This is a genomic window from Shewanella sp. DC2-4 (assembly GCF_013248875.1).
Classification (GTDB): Bacteria; Pseudomonadota; Gammaproteobacteria; order Enterobacterales; family Shewanellaceae; genus Shewanella; species Shewanella oncorhynchi.
The window spans coordinates 3,831,857-3,856,132 of the sequence record NZ_JABRVR010000002.1 but is presented as its reverse complement, the minus strand read 5'-3'; the positions used below and the strand labels follow the sequence as shown (position 1 = coordinate 3,856,132).

At 46.4% G+C, this 24,276-nt stretch carries 20 protein-coding genes; all 20 read left to right on the top strand.

Annotation, left to right across the window (positions count from 1 at the left end; translation table 11 throughout):
• Positions 1 to 6: 6 nt before the first annotated feature.
• The 20 genes from HQQ92_RS17475 to HQQ92_RS17380 all read left to right on the top strand — a co-directional run bounded on the left by HQQ92_RS17475 (position 7) and on the right by HQQ92_RS17380 (position 24,179).
• Positions 7 to 915: an ExeA family protein gene (locus HQQ92_RS17475; protein ID WP_105251273.1), complete on the top strand. Its 909-nt coding sequence runs from the start codon at positions 7 to 9 to the stop codon at positions 913 to 915.
• On the top strand, positions 912 to 2,219 hold the full coding sequence (locus HQQ92_RS17470) for a lipopolysaccharide assembly protein LapB (protein ID WP_173247186.1): 1,308 nt from the start codon (positions 912 to 914) through the stop codon (positions 2,217 to 2,219). Before HQQ92_RS17475 ends, HQQ92_RS17470 begins: the two co-directional genes overlap by 4 nt.
• Positions 2,216 to 3,976: a GspE/PulE family protein gene (locus HQQ92_RS17465; RefSeq protein WP_173247182.1), complete on the top strand. Its 1,761-nt coding sequence runs from the start codon at positions 2,216 to 2,218 to the stop codon at positions 3,974 to 3,976. The genes HQQ92_RS17470 and HQQ92_RS17465 overlap by 4 nt, the downstream gene beginning before the upstream one ends.
• A 2-nt stretch (positions 3,977 to 3,978) precedes the next feature.
• Entirely contained in the window at positions 3,979 to 5,199 is a 1,221-nt protein-coding gene (locus HQQ92_RS17460) for a type II secretion system F family protein (RefSeq protein WP_173247178.1), read from the top strand.
• Positions 5,200 to 5,249: 50 nt separating this feature from the next.
• A complete protein-coding gene (locus HQQ92_RS17455; RefSeq protein WP_173247175.1) occupies positions 5,250 to 5,744 on the top strand; it encodes an MSHA biogenesis protein MshF in 495 nt (164 codons plus the stop codon).
• 76 nt (positions 5,745 to 5,820) lie between these two features.
• Complete coding sequence (locus HQQ92_RS17450) at positions 5,821 to 6,438, top strand: prepilin-type N-terminal cleavage/methylation domain-containing protein (RefSeq protein WP_105251278.1); 618 nt, start codon at positions 5,821 to 5,823, stop codon at positions 6,436 to 6,438.
• A 64-nt stretch (positions 6,439 to 6,502) separates the two neighbouring features.
• Positions 6,503 to 7,009 carry a type II secretion system protein gene (locus HQQ92_RS17445; RefSeq protein WP_113940083.1) on the top strand — a complete coding sequence of 169 codons (507 nt, stop codon included), beginning with the start codon at positions 6,503 to 6,505 and terminating at the stop codon, positions 7,007 to 7,009.
• 14 nt (positions 7,010 to 7,023) lie between these two features.
• Positions 7,024 to 7,542, top strand: a complete 519-nt coding sequence (locus HQQ92_RS17440) for a Tfp pilus assembly protein FimT/FimU (protein WP_113940082.1) — start codon at positions 7,024 to 7,026, stop codon at positions 7,540 to 7,542.
• 171 nt (positions 7,543 to 7,713) lie between these two features.
• Complete coding sequence (locus tag HQQ92_RS17435; protein ID WP_173248708.1) at positions 7,714 to 8,202, top strand: type II secretion system protein; 489 nt, start codon at positions 7,714 to 7,716, stop codon at positions 8,200 to 8,202.
• The gene (locus tag HQQ92_RS17430; RefSeq protein WP_173247172.1) at positions 8,192 to 8,746 is read left to right on the top strand and encodes a type II secretion system protein; all 555 of its coding nucleotides are present in this window, start codon (positions 8,192 to 8,194) and stop codon (positions 8,744 to 8,746) included. The genes HQQ92_RS17435 and HQQ92_RS17430 overlap by 11 nt, the downstream gene beginning before the upstream one ends.
• Positions 8,746 to 9,618: a PilW family protein gene (locus tag HQQ92_RS17425; protein WP_173247169.1), complete on the top strand. Its 873-nt coding sequence runs from the start codon at positions 8,746 to 8,748 to the stop codon at positions 9,616 to 9,618. The genes HQQ92_RS17430 and HQQ92_RS17425 overlap by 1 nt, the downstream gene beginning before the upstream one ends.
• Positions 9,608 to 10,087 carry an MSHA biogenesis protein MshP gene (locus HQQ92_RS17420; protein WP_173247166.1) on the top strand — a complete coding sequence of 160 codons (480 nt, stop codon included), beginning with the start codon at positions 9,608 to 9,610 and terminating at the stop codon, positions 10,085 to 10,087. Before HQQ92_RS17425 ends, HQQ92_RS17420 begins: the two co-directional genes overlap by 11 nt.
• 28 nt (positions 10,088 to 10,115) lie before the next feature.
• On the top strand, positions 10,116 to 13,859 hold the full coding sequence (locus tag HQQ92_RS17415; protein WP_173248706.1) for a DUF6701 domain-containing protein: 3,744 nt from the start codon (positions 10,116 to 10,118) through the stop codon (positions 13,857 to 13,859).
• Positions 13,860 to 14,199: 340 nt separating this feature from the next.
• Entirely contained in the window at positions 14,200 to 15,249 is a 1,050-nt protein-coding gene (locus HQQ92_RS17410) for a rod shape-determining protein (protein ID WP_105251284.1), read from the top strand.
• A 44-nt stretch (positions 15,250 to 15,293) separates the two neighbouring features.
• Positions 15,294 to 16,298 carry a rod shape-determining protein MreC gene (gene mreC, locus HQQ92_RS17405; RefSeq protein ID WP_173247163.1) on the top strand — a complete coding sequence of 335 codons (1,005 nt, stop codon included), beginning with the start codon at positions 15,294 to 15,296 and terminating at the stop codon, positions 16,296 to 16,298.
• A complete protein-coding gene (gene mreD / locus HQQ92_RS17400) occupies positions 16,298 to 16,786 on the top strand; it encodes a rod shape-determining protein MreD (protein WP_173247160.1) in 489 nt (162 codons plus the stop codon). The genes mreC and mreD overlap by 1 nt, the downstream gene beginning before the upstream one ends.
• 2 nt (positions 16,787 to 16,788) lie before the next feature.
• Positions 16,789 to 17,394, top strand: a complete 606-nt coding sequence (locus HQQ92_RS17395; RefSeq protein WP_173247158.1) for a nucleoside triphosphate pyrophosphatase — start codon at positions 16,789 to 16,791, stop codon at positions 17,392 to 17,394.
• Positions 17,395 to 17,612: 218 nt separating this feature from the next.
• The gene (gene rng / locus HQQ92_RS17390; RefSeq protein ID WP_168825804.1) at positions 17,613 to 19,079 is read left to right on the top strand and encodes a ribonuclease G; all 1,467 of its coding nucleotides are present in this window, start codon (positions 17,613 to 17,615) and stop codon (positions 19,077 to 19,079) included.
• Entirely contained in the window at positions 19,079 to 23,425 is a 4,347-nt protein-coding gene (locus HQQ92_RS17385) for a YhdP family protein (RefSeq protein ID WP_173247156.1), read from the top strand. Before rng ends, HQQ92_RS17385 begins: the two co-directional genes overlap by 1 nt.
• Positions 23,349 to 24,179 carry a carbon-nitrogen hydrolase family protein gene (locus HQQ92_RS17380; RefSeq protein WP_173247154.1) on the top strand — a complete coding sequence of 277 codons (831 nt, stop codon included), beginning with the start codon at positions 23,349 to 23,351 and terminating at the stop codon, positions 24,177 to 24,179. The genes HQQ92_RS17385 and HQQ92_RS17380 overlap by 77 nt, the downstream gene beginning before the upstream one ends.
• Positions 24,180 to 24,276 lie beyond the last annotated feature (97 nt).

Here is a 24,276-nt window from a genome sequence, read left to right as displayed (position 1 = left end):
GCTTCTATGTATCAGAAGCATTTTGGCCTAAGCCAACCTCCATTTTCACTGACACCTAATACCGGATTTTTTTTCGGCCTGTCGCCACATGTGGAAGCCTTGCAAGTCTTGCAAACCGCGCTGCAAACGGGCGAAGGCTTTATCAAGGTGACAGGGGAAGTGGGGACTGGTAAAACGTTGATTTGCCGCAAGCTTATCAACGAATTGCCGAGCCAGTTTCATTGCGCATATTTGCCTAATCCTTATCTCACTCCTGCTGAATTACGCTGGGCGGTAGCGAGTGAGCTGGGCCTTAAATACACCAGCAATATCGACCAGCAGCAACTCACTGGACTTATTCAACAGCAGCTTTTAGCCTTGAGCGCCCACGGGCACGCCATCGTATTGGTACTCGATGAAGCGCAGGCATTGCCGGACGACAGTCTTGAGGCGCTGCGGTTATTCACTAATCTGGAAACCGAGACACGCAAATTATTACAGGTAGTGTTATTTGGGCAACCCGAGCTCGATGACAGGCTTAAACGCCAAGAATTTAGGCAATTAAGACAGCGTATTACTTTTAGCTACAACCTTCGCCCACTAACATGGGATGAAACCGACGCTTATCTTCGCCACCGATTAGCTATCGCTGGGCGTGCGGGCGAACCACTCTTTACATCACGGGAAACACGTCAGATAGCTTATGCGTCCCGAGGGATCCCCAGATTGATCAATATTCTTGCCCATAAAGCCTTGTTATTGAGTTTCGGCGAAGGCGCTACTCGTGTGCAAACCTCCCACGTTAAAGCCGCAATTCAAGACACCGAAGATGCAAGTGTTCGCCGATTATTATCGTGGAAATGGTTGCCTTTTTTCACTTTGATGACAGTGGCTTTCGGCTTGGGATTACAACACTTTTTCAGGGGTGTTGTATGAGCGTGATCAACAAGATGCTGCAGGATCTCGACAAGCGTCAGCAGGGGCATGAACTCAGTAACGTAACTCAACCGCAGGTGCAATATTTAGCTCGCAGGCGGACTCCGTTTAACGGGCTGCTGCTCTGTGGTGTGTCATTGCTACTCGGTGGCGCTCTGGTTTATGGCTGGCAACTTTTCATGGCAAAGCCTGCTGAAGCGACTATTTCGGCTCAAACAAATGGGCAAAATGAATCTACTCAGACTCAAATCGAGCCTGTGCAGGTAGACAAGATTACCTCGAGACAGCCTTCAGCAAGCGTCGAAGTCGTCGAAGAACCGCTTAAAGTTGCGACTACGCAGGAGTTTACGACTAAGAATGAAGAGCTTGAACCCAGTGTCGACGACGTTGTACTTAATCAGCCGCAAGAATTTGAATCAGAACATGATGTTGAACAAGAGTCACAACGGCAACAAGATGAGAGCTCAGCACTCGCAGATGACCTAGTCGATACGTCAAGCGAGCCAAGCCATTCACAGTCAAATCGTGTGACATCGAGTGTGCGAAGCGCCGAGGTCACTGCTGCCGCACCCTCTGCATTAATGATGTCAGAACGTGCCAGTGTTGCCGCCGATAATGAACTTAACGCGAGCAATGAGCTTAAAGTACAAGAAGTTAAAGCAGATGCAGGCACTAATCGACTCACGCCCCAAGGGCAAATGGCGATTACTGAGGTGAAGTTGACCTCAAAGCAGCTGGCGCAGAAGCGGTTCACCTTAGCGAGTGAGGCTGAAAGGGATGGCAAACTCAAAGATGCCATTAGTTATTATGAGCAAACATTAGGCTTTGATCCCAGTATGCATGAAGCGCGCAAGCAGTTAGCTGCGCTGCATTATGGGCAAGGTCAATTAGCCAAAGCCAGTGAAGTGCTACAGCAAGGCATGCTGTTATTCCCACAGCAGTTAGACTTTGCCTTATTGCTTGCTCGGGTTCAGCAAGCCTCTGGTCAGGCTGATCTCGCATTAGTGACGTTAGCCAACATACCTGACACGCATTCGCTGGCGAGACAAAAGTGGATGGCACAATCGGATTTGGCGCAAAAGCTAGGACAGTTTTCGTTGTCAGAACAAGCCTATAGACAATTATTGCAACAAGAACCTCAACAGGCTAAATGGTGGATGGGGCTGGCCTATGCGCTCGATTCGCAGCAGCAATTTCCCCAAGCACGCCAAGCCTATCGGACTGCTTTAGGCCATAGAGGCTTATCGGCGCAGGCGAGTGCCTTTATTGAACAACGTTTGACTCAGCTAGGAGATAGCCAATGAAACCCAGATTAAAAATGCGTTTGGGCGATCTGTTAGTTCAGGAAACCATTATTACTGAAGCGCAGTTGCAACAGGCGTTGGCCGAGCAGCGCAATACGGGCAAAAAACTGGGCCGAACCCTCATTGATCTGCAATCGATTACCGAACATCAGTTACTGCAGTTCTTGTCGCAACAATTGAATGTGCCTTTGCTGGATATCAGTAAAATGCCTATCCCTGCGGAAGTGGTGCATCTTATTCCTGAGGTGCAAGCACGACGTTTCCGCGCTTTAGCGGTTGAAGACCGGGGCGATAGCGTATTGGTTGCAATGAGCGACCCCGCGGATTTGCAGGCACTCGACCACCTCGAAATGCTTATCGCGCCTAAGCGTTTGAAGTTAGCGGTAGCGCCCGAGCAGCAACTGCTGCAAGCGTTTGATAACTTATATCGCCGTACAGACCAAATTGCTCAGATCGCCGGTAAGCTCGAAGAAGAATACGCCGCCGATGAGATGTTCGATTTAGCCAGCCTCACGTCGGGTGACAGTGACAATGAAACCACAGTGGTTAAGTTGCTGCAGTCGATTTTTGAAGATGCGGTGCAAATGCGCGCCTCGGATATTCATATCGAACCCGGTGATAAAGCCTTACGTATTCGCCAGCGTATCGATGGTCAGCTACATGAAACGATTCTGAATGAAGTTAATATTGCTGCCGCTTTAGTATTGCGACTTAAGTTGATGGCGGGTCTCGATATTTCCGAGAAACGTTTGCCGCAGGATGGTCGTTTCCATATGGAAATCAAAGGTCATCATATCGATGTGCGTATGTCGACTATGCCGATTTACCACGGCGAATCTGTGGTGATGCGTTTACTCGATCAATCGGCGGGTTTATTGACCTTAAACGAAACCGGTATGCCGCCTGCTATTTTGGCGCGTATTCGTAAACAGATTAAACGTCCCCACGGCATGCTACTGGTCACCGGTCCAACGGGTAGCGGCAAAACGACCACCTTGTACGGTATTTTGAGCGAGCTCAATACCGCCGACCGTAAGATCATCACGGTGGAAGATCCGGTCGAATATCAATTGCCGCGGATCAACCAAGTACAAGTTAACCATAAGATTGGCTTAAACTTTTCAAATGTATTACGCACCACCTTGCGTCAAGACCCTGATATCATCATGGTGGGGGAAATGCGTGACCAAGAAACCGTGGAGATTGGTCTTAGGGGCGCATTAACGGGTCACTTTGTGCTATCGACCTTGCATACCAACGATGCGGTCACCAGTGCGCTACGTTTACTCGATATGGGCGCTGCGAGTTATTTAGTTGCTAGTGCCTTAAGGGTGATTATTGCCCAGCGTTTAGTGCGCCGTGTCTGCCATAACTGTGGGGTAGAGTATCAACCAACACCGCAGGAAAAAGCCTGGTTAAGTAGTGTGAGCCGCAAAGATTTTACCCATGCAAACTTTAGAATCGGTACTGGTTGCCAGAGTTGTAATGGCAGTGGTTATCGCGGTCGGATCGGTATTTTTGAAATTCTCGAGCTAGATGAAAAGATGATCGATGCTATGCGTACTGGTAATCCGCAGGATTTTGCCAGAGCCGCGTTGCAGAGCCCTAACTTCACCCCACTCGCAGAGTCTGCTTTGCAATATCTGAGCGAAGGCATGACGACGATTGAAGAGGTTGCTAAGTTGGTGGAAGACGTGAGTGAATCTCAGATACCTTTGTCGAAGGATATTATTAGCCAACAAGGCGTTGAGGCGTAATTATGCCAATTTATCAATACCGTGGACGCAGTGATCAAGGTCAATCCGTTACGGGACAATTGGATGCCGCGTCGGAAAGTGCCGCTGCTGACATGCTATTGGCGCGTGGCATTATCCCCCTTGAAGTCAAAGTCGCCAAAGTGGCTAAGTCGTTCTCACTGACTAAGTTATTTGGTGGCAAAGTCGCGTTAGAAGAATTACAGATTTTTACTCGACAAATGTACTCCTTGACCCGTTCTGGCATTCCTATTTTGCGGGCGATTGCAGGCTTATCTGAAACGGCGCATTCCCAGCGAATGAAAGATGCGCTTAATGATATTTCTGAGCAGCTCACCGCAGGGCGACCCTTGTCATCATCCATGAATCAACATCCCGATGTGTTTGATTCTTTGTTTGTTTCTATGGTGCACGTGGGGGAGAACACGGGTAAGTTAGAAGATGCCTTCATTCAACTTTCAGGTTATATCGAGCGTGAGCAAGAGACGCGGCGACGAATTAAATCGGCCATGCGTTATCCCATGTTTGTATTGATTGCGATTGCGCTCGCTATGGTGATCCTCAATATCATGGTGATCCCTAAGTTTGCCGAGATGTTTTCTCGCTTTGGCGCCGACTTGCCGTGGGCGACAAAAGTGTTGATTGGTACATCAAATCTATTCGTGAATTATTGGGCGCTGATGTTGGTGGCGCTGATTGGCACTATTATTGGCATTCGTTACTGGCACCATACGGAAAAAGGCGAGAAGCAGTGGGATAAGTGGAAGTTACACATTCCCGCCGTAGGGTCGATTATTGAGCGTTCGACGTTAGCCCGTTATTGTCGCAGTTTCTCTATGATGCTCAGTGCGGGCGTACCGATGACGCAGGCCTTAAGTTTAGTGGCCGACGCGGTAGATAATGCCTACATGCACGACAAGATAGTCGGTATGCGCCGTGGCATAGAGTCTGGCGACTCTATGCTGAGGGTATCGAATCAGAGCAAGTTATTTACGCCACTAGTGCTGCAAATGGTGGCTGTGGGGGAAGAAACGGGGCAAATCGATCAATTACTCAATGATGCGGCAGATTTCTATGAGGGTGAAGTAGACTATGATTTAAAGAACCTCACCGCGAAATTGGAGCCAATTTTGATCGGTTTTGTGGCCGTGATTGTCTTAGTGTTGGCCTTGGGGATATACCTACCAATGTGGGATATGCTCAATGTGGTCAAAGGTGGTAAGTAAGCGATATGGATAATATTTATTTCCTATCTTATACGTGGGACTGAGGTTAAATGCAGACTCAGCAAAAGGCTGAAAGCGATCTATTACGTATCTATGGACGTATGATCGCCATTGGAATTGTATTGGTTATCATGGCGGTGATCGGAGCTAAGTATTTTTTTACGCTACCGCAAATAGCGGCTCGTGGATTGGAAGTGGAACACGCCCGTTTTTTAAATGTGCTGGTGATGGTGCGTTCCCAGTGGTTGTCTTTGGGTAAGCCGGCGCAATTGCAGTTGAACTGGGAGGTATTTGATAATCCCTCCCTAGAAACTGAGTCGAGTGTTGTCGATATCAATGATTTAGGATGGCCACAACCTAAGCACCTAAATGATCAAGGCTGCCAAGATTTGTGGCAACAGTTAATGGGCGCTGAAACTGATAATTTAGGTCTAGAGGCGGATTATTTGGCTAAGGATAATAGCTGCCACTATCGGTCTAAAAATGGCGATAGTTTAGGCTATCAACTGAACTCTGGCAGGGTCATTTTTTTGACTGCTCCGTAAAATATTGTTAACTCAATGGCTTTTTAAAATTGATTTAACTGTTAGAATAAAATTTCTGAGGTCTGGGGACATATATATGAAAACTAAGCAAACAGGGTTCTCATTAATCGAACTTGTGATTGTGATTGTGATTTTGGGTTTACTCGCCGCAACTGCGATCCCACGATTCTTAAATGTCACCGATGATGCTGAAGATGCCAGTGTTGACGGTGTTGCGGGTGGTTTATCGACTGCAGTCAGCTTTGTGCGTTCTCAGTGGGAAGTCGATGGGCGTCAAAATAGCAGTGTTATCCTCGACGGTAACACAGTAAATGTCGATACACGTTTTGGCTATCCAACGGGAACTTCAGTAACCAGTGCGACAGCTATGACAAATGCCAGTTGCCAAGAAGTGTTTAACACTGTGTTGCAGAGTGCTCCACGTAACGTATTATTTAACCAAGATGCACGTAATCAACGTTATACCGCTCGTGTTATTAACGCCGCAGGCGGCAGTGCTAACTCAATTACTGGTGCAGTCGTCGCAGGTTTAGATTTATGTGTTTATCACCAAGTGGCTTCACTGGTGCTAAATCAAACGAATGGTGTACCCACTCCTGCCCCTGATTTAACAACGGTAGGTGCTAAGGGAATAGTGTATAACCCAGGCACAGGCAGAGTATTAAGCTTCACCCAAACGCCATTTGTACCATAGAAACTAAAGCGTCATGCTTAAGTTAATCAACTTTTTTGTAAAGTTATTGAATAGGTAATTAAGAATGAAAAGACAACAAGGTTTTACCTTAATAGAATTAGTAGTAGTGATCATCATCTTAGGTATTCTTGCTGTCACAGCGGCACCTAAGTTTATCAATCTTCAATCTGATGCACGTAAATCGACAGTTGAGGGTGTTAAAGCCGCCTTACAAGGTGCGAATACTCTGATTTATTCAAAGGCTGCTCTAGCTGGTAAAGAAAAAGCCACAGGTCAGACTGTAACTATTGCAACAGGTGTTGATGTCACGACTGATTATGGTTATCTCAATAGTGCTACGAGTTCTGCTGCTGTGAAAACTAACCTTGAAAATGCCTTGGATATGAAATTTGATGCATTGGCGACAGATACTGTAGGTACAGTGAATGATTTTGGTGTCGTGTATAAGAGTGCAACATCTTTCATTATTGTTCCTAAGGGAAAGAAAGACACTGACGCTTGCCGTTTAGAATATACACCTGCAACTAGCACTACATTACCTGTGTATTCAGTTGTAGCTACCGCGTGTTAATGGAGTCTTACAGAATGAAAAAGCAAAGTGGTTTTACATTAATTGAATTAGTAGTTGTTATTATTATTTTAGGGATTTTGGCTGTTACCGCCGCGCCTAAGTTTATTAATTTGCAAGGTGATGCCCGTCTTTCTGCTCTAAATGGTTTGAAAGCCTCCTTGCAAGGAGGTAACACTTTGTTGTATTCAAAAGCAGCTCTTCAAGGAGAGGAGGGTAATAATGGTGGAACTACTAAGAATATTGACTTAAACGGTGATGGTACTGATGATGTTATTGGAGTTTTTGGTTACGTTAAAGCAACTCAAGCTGACATCCAAGCAATATTAGATATCACTTTTGATGTAGGTACAACTCCGACTGTTACTGGAACAAACGAGTGGATTATAGATACTACTACTGCAACTACGCCTGCTGGGGGGGTCACTTTCTATCAGCGTGGGGCACCAGCTACTTGTAAATTCAGTTATGTTGCTCCGACAGTAAAAGGCACTCAACCAATATATACAGCATTACCTACTGCCGATAAATGTTAGTTTTACTTAATTAGAAGGCCTGCCTAGCAGGCCTTTTTTTTAGATAAAATACGGTTCTTGCATGATGTTAAATAAATGAGCCAGCCAAGGGTTTTCCGACATTTATTTGCGTTAATCATATCGTTGGCAGAAACTGAACCTAGTACATGAAATCAGCAATTAACGCGAGTGATGCTTAAATTCTCTATGTCAAAACAGGCCGGATTTACTTTAGTAGAATTAGTAACGACCATCATCTTGATTTCAATTCTTGCTGTGGTTGTACTGCCACGCCTGTTTACTCAGTCTTCCTACAGTGCTTATAGCTTGCGCAATGAGTTCATTAGCGAGCTGCGTCAAGTACAGCAAAAAGCGCTCAATAATACCGACAGGTGTTTTCGTGTAACCGTCTCTGGCACTGGTTATCAAGTGAGTCAATTCTCTGCCCGAAATGGGGCGGTTTGTTCTGGTACCGCATTATCGCCAAACCCGCTTTATACCCAAGCTTTTCAAGGTGGTGCTCAATTAGTGCTAGTGAGCACTAACAGCAGCAACTTTACCCTTGATTTCGATATCAATGGCCGACTTTTTCCAAGCTGTAATGGTGATTGTATTCGCGTGACCGCAAATGACACTGTGATGATTAATATATCCTCCGAGGGCTATATTTATGCGAATTAATCCTCGGTTGCTATTGGGCAAAGTATCAGTAAAAGCATCCAAAAAAGCCAAACCACAGAAGGGTTTTACCCTTATCGAATTAGTGATTGGCATGCTGGTGATTGGCATTGCAATAGTGATGCTAACCAGCATGTTATTCCCCCAAGCTGATCGTGCGGCCAGTACCTTACATAGAGTACGCAGTGCTGAGCTTGCACATTCGGTGATGAATGAAATCTGGGGTAAACGTTACGATCAAAACACCAATGCCAATGGTGGCACGCCAGCCTGTGGTAGTCCGCTAGGGAGTAATTGTTCAACGTCATTAGGCCCTGAGTTCGGTGAGAGTCGAAACAACTTTAACGATGTGGATGATTACAACGGCTTAAATGAAACCGCGACTATGCTCAATTCGACCCAAACCTATGCAAATGCTTATCCTAACTATCGCTTAAGCGTCACAGTTGCCTATGGCGCAGTGTCCAATACTAAGCTAGTGACGATTAATGTGACTACGCCCGACAACGAAGTGATTACTTACAATATGGTGAGGAGTAATTACTGATGGCCTCACCTTTATCTACGGTTAATAAAAAATCCACACTAGGTTTTACCTTGGTCGAGATGGTCACTGTTATCTTGATTCTGGGGATTCTCGTGGTCGGGGTAAGTAGTTTTATTATTTTTGGTACGCGGATTTTTGTTGAGTCGAGTTCAGTCGATCAAGTGCTAAGTCAGAGCCGTTTTGCTGTTGAGCGAGTGACCCGTGAGTTGCGTAGTGCCTTGCCTAATAGCCTGCGAGTTAATACCGATTCGCTAACCTATCAATGTATTGAATTTGTGCCTATCGAAGCCAGCACGACTTATCTAACCATGCCAATTGTGCCTGCTGCTGCCGCGAGCACTGGGATAGTTATTCTAGATAATACGGTGAGTGCGATTCGTGTGAATCAATTCGCTTGGATCTATCCCTTGATTGATGCCGATGTGTATAGCAGCGCGAGACAAAAGCGAGCGCAGGTTAAAACGATTGCTACTGCGCCTTCCCCTTTGGAGCATCAAGTGACGCTGACTTTTACTGCGCCAACACGTTTTGCAGAAGCATCACCACGGCAAAGGATCTATTTTGGTTCGAGTCCAGTGAGCTATTGCTTTGAAAAGGGGCCAAGCGGCAATGAATTACAATTATTGCGTTATGCTGGTTATAACTTTAATGCCGTTCAGCCAAATCCTGCCGCTATGCCTGCCACTATGGGCACGGGCGTGCTAATGGCGCAAAGTGTGGCAAATGTTTTAAATAATGGTGCTGATTTACCGCTGATTTTAACGCCATCTAGCCTAGTGAATAATGCTATGGTGCATTTACAACTGCGGTTTAATGTAAATGGTGAGACGTTCCAATATCGACATCAAGTGCAGGTGATCAATGTCCCTTAATTCACATTGTCGCTCGGTAGGGCGTAACTCAGCATCCAGATCATCACTATCAAGATCGTCCTCTCACGCTCTGCCTGCGCGTCAACACGGCAGTGCATTGATTATTGGCGTATTTGTGATCACTGTGATGTTTCTACTGGCGTCAGCTCTGATCAATATAGTGGAAGACGGGGATACTGGATTAACCCAAGAAGTGTGGGGCACGCGAGCCTTCGCCGCTGCGAACAGTGGCGCCGATGCCGCATTGGCAACATTATTCCCATTAAATGGTTCAGTTGGCATTTGCCCTGCAACGAGCACTTGGAATCCTCCTAATGTAACAGGTTTCCATGCCTGCACTGTGACCTTGACGTGCAAAGCCTATGCGGTAGGTACCACCACCCAATATCGAATCAACAGTAAAGCGGTATGTGAAAGCGGCGAGACCCGTGTTAGCCGACAAGTTGAGGTAGAAGCCCGTGGGAACTAAGTTATCAAAAATGGTATTTAACAAAATAATGGCCAAATTCCCATTAATCCTTTTACTCCTAATCACGGCATTTACATCCCATTTGGCAAAAGCAGATTGGACTAAAACCTTTATAGAAGGTGTAAACAATTACGATAGAAACGGTTCAATTACCTTCAACAGTTCTTATTTATACAATGCCCCTAATAATGCAGGTCGTTGGTATAGTGACTTGCCAACTTATAACTATTTTCAAGGAGGAAACAGCTTTGACAATTTGTGTGTAACATCTAACAACTCTTATCGTTGGTGTCGTTCTGGAGACTATATTGCAACTTTACCTTCTAATCGTGTTGATTTTTCTCAGTGCACTTCTTCAAGCCCTGACAATGTTGGGCCCCCCACGTGGGATAATACGCGAATTAATGTAACTGAAGGTGAGTATAATAATATTGTTCTTGATGGAGGTTCAGATAAAACAATTCGGTTCGTTAGCAATAATGGCGTGTATAAGATGAAGTCGCTTACTGCTACTTCGGGCCGTATTGAGCTGGCTGCTGGACAATATTGGATTGAGAATTTATCTATTAATGACGGTGTAACTCTGGTATTCCCATCAACTGGTACCGTGTCATTTTTTATTAAAAATAACTATAGGCATTACAACTTAAACACAGTTGGGCAACCAGAAAAATTTCTCATTTATAGCTACTCAAATTTCACTCTCAATGGAGGGGCATATCTTAAATCCTATGTTGTTGCTGAAGGGAATGCGGTGCTAGAGGGGAGTTCCTCTTTGGAAGGAGCTATTACTGCTAGAAATATTAGTTTAGGTGGCAATAGTAGTATTAAATTTGACGATAATGCAGCAAAGATTGATGTTGTTCCAAATTGTAATCCTGCACCTGTTTTACAATGCTTTAACGATAATTTCTCCCAAAGCACTTTGAGTAATGACTGGGTTGTTTCTAAAAGTAGTGGAGGATTTACCCCTTCTATCCAAGGCGGTCGATTACGCTTAACCGAAGCTAAATCTGACCAATCTACGGCATCTACCTATCAAAGACTCTTTCCTGGAAAAGCTAACTTAGTGGAGATCCAGTTTGATCACTATGCCTATGGTGGCAATGGTGCCGACGGCATTGCGGTAGTGTTATCGGATGCTTCTATAACGCCGCAGCCTGGCGCCTTTGGCGGTCCATTGGGTTACGGTTATAAACCTGGTATTAATGGGTTCGCGGGTGGTTGGCTTGGGTTTGGTATTGATGAGTTCGGTAACTTCTCCGGTGAAGGCGGTAGTTCTAATGTCGGCCAGCGACGCCAGTCCGTTGCGGTTCGCGGTTCGGGTGTCGGCACGTCAGGATATAATTATTTACGCGGCGCTTGTAGTAATGGCACTACTAATACGAACGGTAGTTGCTTATCGCCTGCGGTAGACGGCAATAATGTGTCGCCTGCGCACAGGTATAAAATCACAATTGATTCGCAAGCCGCGAATCAATCTATTGTGAAAATTGAGCGTAATACAGGTTCGGGTTTTGTGACTTTAGTTCCCGCATTTAACGCCGCAGCACAAAATGGTCAGGCGGCCATTCCAAGTGATTTTTTATTGTCTTTAACGGGCTCAACGGGGGGCTCAAATAACAACCACGAAATCGATAACGTGCAAATTTGTGCTTTAAAATCAAATCCTATTGGTGCTCAGATCGATCATTTTGAGTTTGATCATACGGGTCAAGGTCTGACCTGTAATGCTGAGACGGTAACGATTAGAGCCTGTGCCAATGCCAATTGTAGTCAACTCTTTACTGCACCTCTTAGCGCAACCTTATTACCTGATTCTGCGGCAGATGGCGTATGGGTTGGCGGTAATCAAGTGAGCTTTAGCGGTGGCACGGCGCAACTGCAACTGAGGCGAAATACTCCTGGTGTAGTGACTTTAGGCGTGAAGGGCTCTAATCCCACCACTAAACCATTAAGCAAAACCCTTTGCCGTATTGGTAATGGTGGTTTGAGTGAAAACAATTGTTCACTCACCTTTGCCGACAGTGGTTTTGTATTCGATGTACCCGATAAGCGTGCGAATCGCCCCGAGCAAGTGTTAGTCAAAGCGGTGAAAAAATCCGATGTGACGAAGCAGTGTGTCCCAAGCTTCCAAAGCCAGACCAAAACGCTGAATTTCTGGAGCAGTTACCAAACGCCAAGCGCGCCTATCTCGCCTAAAGCCGTCACCATCAACAATATGGTAATTGGCACCTCGAGTGCCTCGCCTACGGCGGTGAACCTGCTGTTTGATACCAACGGACAAGCAAGCATTTCAGTCAATTACCCTGATGCAGGTAAATTACAACTAGATGCAAAATATACAGGGACAGGTGATGAACAGGGCTTAGTCATGGCAGGTTCAGACCAATTTGTCAGCGTACCAGCGGGATTGTGTGTTAAGTCTGTAGATGCCAATGCTAGCTGCTCAAACGCGAATATGACGTGTAATGTTTATCGTAAAGCGGGTCAAACCTTTGGCATGACAGTACAAGCGATGGCATGGGAAAAAGATGGCGATCCGGACTTTTGTTCGGGCAACTTACCCACGCCTAACTTTAGTGATGCGCAGATGAAGCTTGCCAGTAAAGTCGTTGCGCCAAGCATTGCCAACGGCGGACTTGATGGGGCGTTAGGCGTGGCATCCTACAGCCACTCGGCGCAGGCCAATAATCTCAATACCATCAGCAATCAGACCATCAGCGAAGTTGGAGTATTCCAAATTGCAGCGCAGGCTAGCCCAAATTATTTAGGGACGGCAAGCAGCTTAAATATTCCAATTGGATATTCAGCTAATATTGGCCGTTTTGTGCCCGATAGATTTTTAATCAGTAACGTATCGGTCATACCTGCCTGTGGCGGCTTTAGCTATATGGATCAGCTGTTCCCTATGTCGATGGAGCTCAGTGCTTTAAATATCGCGGGGGATATAACGAAAAACTATTTCCCGCCATTTTCCCTTGCCACGGCAAAACTGGTGGGAGAAAACAACAATAATGGTGTTGATTTACAGAGTCGCTTAAGTGCCTTACCTATAAAGGCTGATAGTTGGAATCAAGGTGTGGCGACGGTCGATGCTTCTTACCAAGCTAACTTTAGTCGGGTGACCCCAAATGTGGCGACGAATCTGTATCAGGATGGCCCCTTTGAGCTGCTCGATATTGGCGTGCAATTGATGGATAACGATCCTCGGCCGAATGGGCTTTACAGCTATGTGGCCTCACCAGACATGGATGCGGCATCAACAGGTACTTGCACTAACTGTAATGCTAAGAAAATCAGCACTCAAACCCTTCGTCATGGCCGTGTAGTGATGGATAACACCTATGGTCCTGAGACGGAAATACTGCGTATGCCGACACGGGCCGAATTTTGGAATGGCAGCAGCTGGGCCTTAAATACTGCCGATAACTGCACAACGGCAGTGTATGCTTTGGGTTCGCAGGTTGATCATTCCGCTCTTGGTTACAATTTTGATCCCGACTTAGTGGCGGGACAAAGTGTTGTGCGTTCTGGCGGGACTGCAACATTCCAAGCTGGCCAATTTGAGTTACTCTGGCAAGCCGTTACAACAAGTGGGTTGCCATACCGCGGCCAAGTGACGGCGCCCTTGGATGTGCCGACATGGCTAGAATGGTACTGGAATTGGAATGGCGTATCGCCAACAGCGGTCACTGAACCGCGGGCAAGTGCGTATTTTGGTCGTTATCGAGGGCATGACAAAATAATCTATTGGCGTGAGGTAAACTAATCTGAGTTATTTCTCTCATTAAATTGAACTCAGGCTTTCCCTTGAAATGGGCTGCCATTTCACTTATTGGAAGTCGACGAAAACGCTTGTAACAGATTCTAAATGCAATGCCTTAGTTTTATATTTGTTGCTGAATTGTATGTTCACTCGTTTTTTGTTGCTGATATTTTCGTCAATAAACAGTATTTTCCGCTTAAATACTGTTTTTTACGTGGCGATTTGAAAAAAAATCACTTCATTAGCGATTGTTAACCTCCTCGGTCTTGTGGAATCAGGGTGGCATTGATAAAGTTAGCTGATTTTTCTTTTCTTCTGACTCCACAGAATACAGGCTAGTTACATGTTTAAGAAGCTACGCGGCATTTTTTCTAATGATCTATCGATCGATTTGGGTACAGCTAACACATTAATTTATGTTCGTGGCGAAGGCATAGTCCTCAATGAGCCTTCTGTTGTTGCTATACGTGGTGAGCGTAGTGGCTCCGGTCAGAAATCTGTTGCCGCGGTCGGCACAGAAGCTAAACAAATGCTAGGCAGAACGCCTGGCAATATCCAAGCTATCCGCCCAATGAAGGACGGTGTTATTGCAGATTTTTATGTGACGGAGAAAATGTTGCAGCACTTTATTAAACAAGTGCACAACAATAGCTTTTTTCGTCCAAGTCCACGCGTGCTTGTGTGTGTGCCCGTTGGTGCCACTCAAGTAGAACGCCGTGCTATTCGTGAATCAGCCATGGGCGCTGGTGCTCGCGAAGTGTATTTAATTGAAGAACCAATGGCAGCTGCGATTGGTGCGGGTTTACCCGTATCTGAAGCGACCGGCTCTATGGTGGTGGATATCGGTGGTGGTACCACTGAAGTCGCGATTATTTCACTTAATGGTGTAGTGTATTCGTCTTCGGTACGTATCGGCGGTGATAAGTTTGATGATGCGATTATCAACTATGTCCGCCGTAATTACGGGAGCTTGATTGGTGAAGCCACGGCTGAGCGTATCAAGCACACTATCGGCACTGCTTATCCTGGCGATGAAGTGCTAGAGATCGAAGTCCGCGGCCGTAATTTGGCAGAAGGTGTACCTCGTAGCTTTACACTGAACAGCAATGAAATTTTAGAAGCCTTACAAGAGCCATTATCTGGCATCGTAAGTGCTGTGATGGTGGCGTTAGAACAATCTCCACCAGAATTAGCTTCAGATATTTCTGAGCGCGGTATGGTGTTAACTGGCGGCGGCGCTTTATTGCGTGATTTAGACCGTTTATTAATGCAAGAAACCGGAATTCCTGTAATGGTGGCGGACGATCCATTGACCTGCGTAGCACGTGGCGGTGGTAAAGCCCTCGAAATGATTGATATGCACGGCGGCGATCTGTTCTCCGAAGAAACCTAATTTAACTTCGGTATGGGGCGGTTAATCACCGCCTTAGCTTTCCTATGAAGCCAATTTTTGTTCGTGGTATTTCAAACCAATTCCGTCTGACACTGGCAATTATTTTGTCGGTGGCTTTGCTCGTGGCTAATCATCGCCTCGATCCTGTACGGCAATCGTTATCCTCTTTTTTTAGTCCATTGCAGTACTTAGCGAGCGTGCCCGGTGTTGCGCTTGACTGGTCGTCTGAAAGTTTTGCCACCCGCAATATGTTAGCGTTGCAGAATAAAGAGCTGCTCAGGCAGCAATTGCTGATGAGTGAACGCTTACAGCGTTTCGAACACTTACGCCAAGAAAATGAACGTTTACGCGCACTGTTGGGCTCACCAGCCTACCTTGATTCGCGCAAAATGGTGGCTGAAGTATTGGAGGTTGCTAGCGATCCTTTCCATCACTATGCGGTGTTAAACCATGGTTCACGCAGTGGTGTATTTGTTGGGCAGCCTGTGGTCGACGCCCAAGGGGTTGTTGGCCAAGTGGTACAAGTCAGTGAAATGACCAGTAGGGTGCTATTGCTCTCCGATGTATCACACGGATTACCTGTGCGTATCACCCGTAATGATGTGCGCCTTGTTGCCAATGGTACGGGTGAGTTAGATGAAATAGAGCTGCGCCATGTGGCCAAGAGTACCGACATTCGTGTCGGCGATTTGCTGGTCACCTCAGGTTTAGGGAATCGTTTCCCGGAAGGTTATCCGGTCGCGCGGGTAATGGAAGTGTTGACTGAAGATGGTCAAAGTTACGCTCGAGTTACCGCCCAGCCTTTAGCGGCTTTAGATCGTATTCGTTATTTATTGTTGATTTGGCCATCCCCCGATTCTGGTGTGACTTTACCGAGTCAGCCTACCGTGCCTGCTGCGGATCATTCATCGAGCGATAATGTACCAAAAGCAGATAGCGCTGTTCCTGCTGGCGGAAGTGTCACGCCAGCAGAGGCTTCTAAACCTGTGACCGCGCCTGCGACCAAACCGTCAACGGAAACCACTCCTCCTGTGGCTGAGGTGCATTAATGAGTTTTCAGGCCGCCAATGGGCGCTTTATTGTTTGGGTGACATTATTTATTGGCGTGATCAGCCAGATCATGCCTTTGCCAAGTGCTATTGATGCTTGGCGTCCAGACTGGCTATTAATGATTGTTCTCTATTGGTCTATCGCATTACCTCACAGATACAACATCTTAACCGCATGGGTTTTAGGCCTAGTATTAGATATTTTATTGGGAGCCACCTTAGGTGTGCGCTCTTTAGCCATGTCTTTGGTTATTTATATCGCTATCTTGCATTGCCAGCGTTTGCGAAACTTCCCTCAATGGCAGCAGTCGTTAGTGATCATGCTACTGATTTGTATTTATCACTTAGTGATTTACTGGGTTGAATTTGTGATGCAAGAGGCTGTTTTCAAAACGGATCTATTTTTACCTGCGATTTCAGGATTAGTGATCTGGCCTTGGATATTTTGGATTTTACGTCGGGTTCGACGTCATTATAAGGTTCGTTAACTGTGGATTTAGTTTTAGCTTCAACTTCGCCACGTCGCAAAGAATTATTGGCACAGATTGGATTCGGTCGTCCTGAGTTTAGTTTCACGCAAGTGGCACCGGATATTGATGAAACTGTGCAACAGGGCGAAGCGCCAAGGGATTATGTACGACGTTTAGCTGCTGAAAAAGCCCAAGCTGGACTGGCATTATGCGCAGATATGTCACAGCCTGCTGTATTAGGTTCTGATACTATCGTAGTGCTTGAAAATCAAATATTAGGTAAACCGCTGGATGTGGCCGATGCTAAGCAAACGCTCAGTAAACTGTCTGGCCGAACGCATACTGTGATGACGGCTGTGGCACTGACCTACAAAGCAGGCGAGTCTGACTCAACCTTAAAAACTTCAGTGCGCTTAGTCGAAACACAAGTGCGTTTTTGCGCTTTATCGGCAGCTGACATTGAGGCTTATGTGGCTTCAAAAGAGCCCATGGATAAGGCGGGCAGTTATGGCATTCAAGGGCTCGGCGGGTGTTTTGTGGCTGCAATTGAAGGCAGTTATTCTGGCGTTGTAGGTTTACCTCTGGTTGAAACGCGTGAGTTGTTAGCCGAAGTTGGCTTTATTTAACTGCTGCTGGTTGCTTATATTGCGATTTTGGCTTGAGGTTAGAATGAACCTTATTGGCGTTTAGGGCTCTGAATCGAGTACTCCAATGACGTTGACCTTGTTCCTTTATTCGGTTTTCATGCTTAGAGAGTTTGTAACTTCGATTAATTAATCTAGTTTCCCGAATGGGGTGAGTCGTGAATACCAGTCGCTTAAATCCAAATAAAATACAGCGCAAGATGGGTTCAGAATTACTGATCAACGTAACTCCATCTGAGGCGCGCGTTGCTTTAGTTGAGCATGGTGTGCTGCAAGAAGTCCATATTGAACGCCGGATGAAACGGGGTTTAGTGGGGAATATTTACAAAGGTAAAATCAGCCGTGTGTTACCCGGTATGCAAGCCGCCTTTGTCGATATTGGCTTAGATAAAGCGGCTTTTTTACATGCGTCCGACATAGTACCGCACACTGAGTGTGTCGCCGATGTTGAGAAAGGCCATTTCGTTGTTCGTGATATCGCCGAGTTAGTCCGTCAAGGGCAAGACATTATGGTGCAAGTGGTTAAAGATCCGCTGGGCACCAAGGGCGCACGCCTAACGACCGATATCACGCTGCCTTCCCGTTATTTAGTCTTTATGCCAGGTTCTAGCCATGTTGGTGTTTCCCAGCGTATTGAACTAGAAGAAGAACGCAGTCGCCTCAAACAAATTACTTTGCCCTATGTTGATGATGACGGTGGTTTTATTATCCGCACCGCCGCCGAAGGCGTAGGGGAAGATGAGTTATCCCAAGATGCGGCATTTTTACGCCGAGTTTGGTCAAAGGTGAGTGAGCGACGTAAACGCAGTGGTGTGTCGCTCCTGTATCAAGATTTAGCCTTACCTGTGCGCATTGTGCGTGATTTTGTCGGTACTGAGCTGGACCGTATTCAAGTGGATTCTCGCCGCACTTTTGCCGAGTTGCAGTCTTTTGCGCAGGAGTTTATGCCAGAGATTGCCGATAAGATTGAGCATTATTCAGGACCTGCGCCTATTTTTGATCTCTACGATGTGGAGAACGAAATTCAACGTGCACTCGGCCGTAAAGTCGAGCTCAAGTCTGGTGGCTATTTGATCATAGATCAAACCGAAGCCATGACGACTGTGGATATCAATACCGGCGCCTTTGTGGGGCACAGGAATCTTGAAGAAACCATTTTTAATACCAACCTCGAAGCGACCCAAGCGATAGCGAGGCAGTTACGTCTGCGTAATCTCGGCGGCATCATTATTATCGATTTTATCGACATGATGACGGCGGATCATAAGGCTCGTGTTCTTAGTAGCTTAACCAGCGCTTTGTCTAAGGATAGGGTGAAAACCAATGTGAGTGGTTTTTCGGGGTTAGGTCTAGTCGAAATGACCCGTAAGCGTACCCGAGAAAGTTTAGAGCATGTCGTCTGCGGCGAATGTCCGGCCTGCCATGGCACGGGGAGCATGAAGACAGTCGAGACGGTTTCCTATGAGGTCTTTCGCGAAATAATCCGTTTAAACCGTGCCTACGATGCTGATGAGTTCCTGTTGTATTGTTCGCCTGCCGTGTATCAAAGTCTGCATACCGATGATAATCATCTTATTGCTGAACTTGAGGTTTACATAGGTAAGCGCATCCGTTTGCAAAATGAGCCTATGTACTCACAGCACAAATACGATGTGGTGATGATGTAGTGGCTACGCTTTTTACTGCAAAAAAATTTAGCCGTTTTTGTTGGCAATTTCTGGCGCTTATTTTGGTCTTGTTTGCGCTTGCCGTCAGTTTGATCCGTGGCTTATTACCGCAGGTTGATGAAGTTCGCCAGCAACTGGTTAATTACGTAAAAAGCGAATATAAAGTCGATGTGCAAGTGGGGGAGTTATCCGCCCATTGGCAGGCATTTGGCCCTGCAATTAACATCGATGACTTAGTGATCCCGCCACAGGAACAACTGCCTGTGACCTTGATGATCAAGAACGTACAAGTGAAGTTAGATTTTTGGCAATCGCTGCTCACACTCACCCCGCGAATCGAAGATGTCAATTTTGAGGGTGTCCATGTCGCTTTAGACATGGATAAGCTTACTGAAAACGATCCCGCCACAATTAATAAAGCCCCGCAACTCGATTGGCTTTATGCCCTGTTACTCAAACAACTCGATAGATTCTCCTTAACCAATGCCACTGTGCAATTGCTGAGCATGCACCAAGAGTTTCGCCCGATCCATATCCGTCATTTGAACTGGCGCAATCATGGTGAACGTCACCGCGGTGCGGGAGAGTTGTATCTTGATAGTCATGCCTCTGAGCATGAATCTCTCGGATTACAGTTAGATATCAAGGGCGATGGTGCAAATCCCGACAGTTTGACTGGGCAGATTTATTTGGCGGCTAACTCTTTGGATTTAGGTGAATGGGCTTCACGTCAGCCTAATCCCTATGATTCTACTCAAAAGTTACCCTTAGAAGGGGTTGTCAATCTTAAGGCTTGGCTTACGTTTGCCGACCGCAGCATCAGTTCTGCTATGGTTCATTTTGAGCCGAGCTGGCTGCAATGGACATTAAAGCAAGAGCCGCAGAGATTTGAAATTCAAGCGGGCGATATTGTTTGGCAGCCAAAGGCGACAGGTTGGGAAGTGCAAAGTTCAGGACTGGATTTTGTCACCAATGGTGAGCATTGGCCGGCGTTAACGCTGGCCGCGAAGCGTCAAAACGATGAATTATTTGCCTATGTGAATCAAGTTAATACTCAGAGTCTATTGCCGCTGCTGCCGCTATTTCCTGGAGTCGATAGAGCCGTATTACGTCAATGGCATGCGTTAGCTCCCGAGGCTAGTATTGGACCAATCCGCCTGTATCAAAAAGCCGACCAGCCTTTGCTCGCCAGTACCGAAGTGAAGCAGTTGCATTGGCAGAAGGTCGAGGGTATTCCCAATACTCATCCAATAGATGCAAGCCTGCGCTGGCAAGATAAGACGCTGTATTTCTCTCTACCTGAACAAGTGTACACCCTCGATTTTGGTGATGAATTTTCGGCGCCATTAGTGTTCAATGGGGCGCCAATTAATGGTCAATTCGATACTGAACATCTGAGTTTAAATGTGCCTCAGTTGCAGTTTGAAAACGAAGATATCGGCGTTGATGCGGCATTGAATTTGGACTTTAGCGGTGCTGCACACATGGCGCTGGCGGCCAATGTTCGTATCAACAATGTGGCCAATGCCGACAAGTATTTCCCTAATAAGGCGATGGGTGAATCACTGGCCGAGTATTTGGATACTGGGCTTAAAGCGGGTCAGACCCAAGATGCGCAAGTTGTTTGGCGTGGTCCGTTAAGTGGTTTTCCCTTCGATGATAATAGCGGCGTATTTCAGGCAGCATTTACCTTAACAGATGCTAAATTTCAGTTTCAACCCGACTGGCCTGCGGTAACAGATCTGTCCCTTAACGCTTTGTTTGAAAATACCCGCATGGATCTTTGGTTAAACCAAGGCAAGCTGATGAATGTGGATGCCACAGGTGCCCATGTATTTATTCCCGCCATTGGTGAACAGACGCTGCTAAGGATTGAAGCCGAACTTGCTACTCAAGGCAGTGCGGCGACTAAGGTGTTACAAGCCTCACCTTTGGCGAGCTCAGTAGGCAAAACCTTAGATGTCGTGCAAGTGCAAGGTGCTGTTACTGGCACTTTAGACATCAGCATTCCACTGTATGAAGGTGAAGCTGAAGATATTCGTGGTCAAATCCGTTTTGATAATACACCGGTATATATTGCTCAGCCAGGGCTTCAACTTCATGGCGTGACTGGTGTAGTCGACTTTGCGAATGAGGTTGTGACAGGAAAAGGCATTAAAGCGCGCTTGTTCGAACAACCGCTCAGTTTAACTTTCGACACTCAGCCTAAAGGTAAAGATTTTGGCCTTAATCTTTCGCTGAAAAGTCGTTGGGAGCTCAGCCGTCTCCCCGATGAATTGCACAATCCCTTGAGTGATTTTTATCAGGGAAAAATCAGTTGGGACGGTGCTATGACTATGCTATTTACTGAGCAAGGTTATCAAATCCAAGCCAAAGTAACTTCGGATATGCTGGGGACGCAACTGTTACTCCCAGGATACTTTGCTAAACCCGAAAATGAACCACGACCTTTAGTCGCTGAGTTTGTTGGCGATCAAGATGATGCGACGCTCGATGTCAAACTTGCCAGTCATGCCGAGTTTATCGGTGGTTTCGATGCCGATAAAGGCGCAAATTTTAGTTATTTTGACTTGTTATTGGGGCGTTTATTTGGTGAGGATGAAGCCAGAAATACGAAACAAGGTCATATTCAAATCGATCTCGGTAAGGCCAAATTAGCCGAATGGTTACCTGTGATTAATGCCTTTGTTGGTCAAGAGAAAATACCGAAAACGGGCATTTTAGTTGATGATATTCCACATAAAAGTTTATTTCCCGCGGTGGCGAGTATCGATTCTCATATCGGTCGGCTCGATCTTTTAGGGCAAGAACTGACGGAGCTTAGGCTTAATGCTAAGCCTAACGAGACGGGATGGCGTTTTAATACCGTTGCCAACGAATTTGACGGTTGGATCGATTTCTATCCAAATTGGAAAACTCAAGGTCTCAAAGTTGTGGCGAATAAATTCTATTTTTCACCTGAGTTAAAGCCGAACACGGATGCCGATTTTGCCAGTGATCAAGTGCTCACTAACTTGCCGCCAGTTGCAGTGAATGTGGAAGATTTTCGTTTCTTCGATAAATCCTTTGGAAAGCTCGTTTTGCAGGCGAGCCCACAAGCGGCAGGATATAAAATTCAAACATTGTCTTTGACTACGCCCAATGTCAATTTGCAGGGCAGTGGCATTTGGCAGCAACAGGCTGGACAGAATAAAACTGATCTCAGTGTTGAGTTAAATGCCACTCAGTTTAGTTATCTGTCTGCTCAATTGGGTATAGAGCCTGGCGTTAATGAAGCCCCCTTGAAGGTTAATGCGGACTTATCTTGGCAAGGTGCTCCCTATGCCTTCTCCCTCGAAACCTTAAATGGCAAGGTGAAATTCAACTTAGGCAAAGGCCACTTATCTCAGGTGAGTGACAAGGGCGCGCGGATTTTCTCCCTGTTCAGTTTAGATTCTCTGGTGCGTAAACTGTCGCTGGATTTCACCGATGTCTTCGGTCAGGGCATGTATTTCAACTCTTTCAATGGCAATCTGCAGATTGATAATGGCGTGGTGAAAACCACAGACACTGAAATGGATGCCATCGCGGGTAATATGAAGGTGCGTGGCTATACGGATCTCACCACTGAAAGTTTGAATTACGATATCCGCTTTGTGCCACAATTGGCCTCAAGTGTGCCGACTGTCGTATTGCTCAGTACCAGCGCGTGGACACTGGGTCTGGGGGCCTTTGCCCTGACAAAAGTGCTTGAGCCTGTGATTGAAGTGATTTCAGAAATTCGTTTTCGGGTGACTGGGACTATGGCTGAGCCCGTGGTCGAAGAGTTAGAGCGAAAGAGTAAAGAGATTGAAATTCCAGAATCTATTTTACCTGTGGTTGGCGTTGAGCGCCCAGCGGTGCCGACCGAAGCCGCGAGTCATAACGCCGATATCACTCAGCCGGTAGAGACTAAATCGACCGAGGCTCAATTAACAGGAGCTAAGCCAACTGAAACTAAGTTAACTGAAGCTCAGTCAACTGAAGTCAAATCAAGCAACGCTAAATCTGAGCCACAGCTTCAAGCAACACAACCAGAAGTGCTCGAGCCACAAGACGTTAAGCCTGAAGAGGCCAGATCTGAAGAATCAAAGTCAGAAGAGCTAAAGCCAGCAACAGATCAAATTAAAGCGCTCGATTTAAAGCGGGAGCAACCTCAAGCGACGCCTTCGCCTGAAGCGCCAAACACGCCTGCCACACCAGAGAATCAGCCAGCAGTAGAACCGATTAAGCAAATTCAGGGAGAGCAGAATGCACATCAGCCTGTTGCAATGTCAGAGCAGTCGCGACGTCAGCGCCAATCTGCAGTTTATCGAATCGCAGCTTAACGAACTCAAACGGGATGCCGATGCGCCCCACTTAGTCGTGTTACCCGAATGTAGTTTATTGTTTGGTGGCCACGAAAGTCAGCAACTTGCCTATGCGGGTGATGTCCATCAGAGTCCGCTCAAATTGGCGTTAAGTGAACTGGCCGCCAAGTATCGGGTGTTTATGGTCGCGGGGACTATTCCGGCGTTGGCTGAGGATGGTCGTGTCTATAGTCGCAGTTATCTGTTTGATGATAAAGGTGATACTTTAGGGCATTACGATAAACTGCACCTTTTTGATGTGGATGTTGCCGATGGTACAAAACAATATCGCGAGAGCGAAACCTTCTGCCCCGGTGATCACATTAGCGTTATCGATACACCTTTTGGCAAAATTGGCTTAACCATCTGTTATGATTTACGCTTTCCCGACTTGTTTAGGGCGATGCGTCTTGCGGGTGCCGAGATTATTACAGTCCCTTCTGCCTTCACCAAGGTGACGGGGGAATCCCATTGGCAAGTATTGCTACAGGCCAGAGCGATTGAAACCCAATGCGTTATTCTTGCTGCAGCTCAGTGGGGACAGCATAACGAAGGCAGCCGTGAAACTTGGGGGCAGAGCATGATAGTCGGTCCTTGGGGGAATATTTTGGCTGAACTCAAAACCGGTACAGGTTGGGTACAGGCTGAGGTCGACTTAACCGAACTGCACAGTATTCGCAGTAAAATGCCCGTCATGCAGCATAATCGTTTCCTTGAACCAAGCTTGAAATAATGTGCCAGTAGCCAGCAGACGAGTTGAAATGCTGAATTTGCGCTTGAGTCGATACGCAGCATTAACACATAGAATTAGTACACCGAATTTACACTCA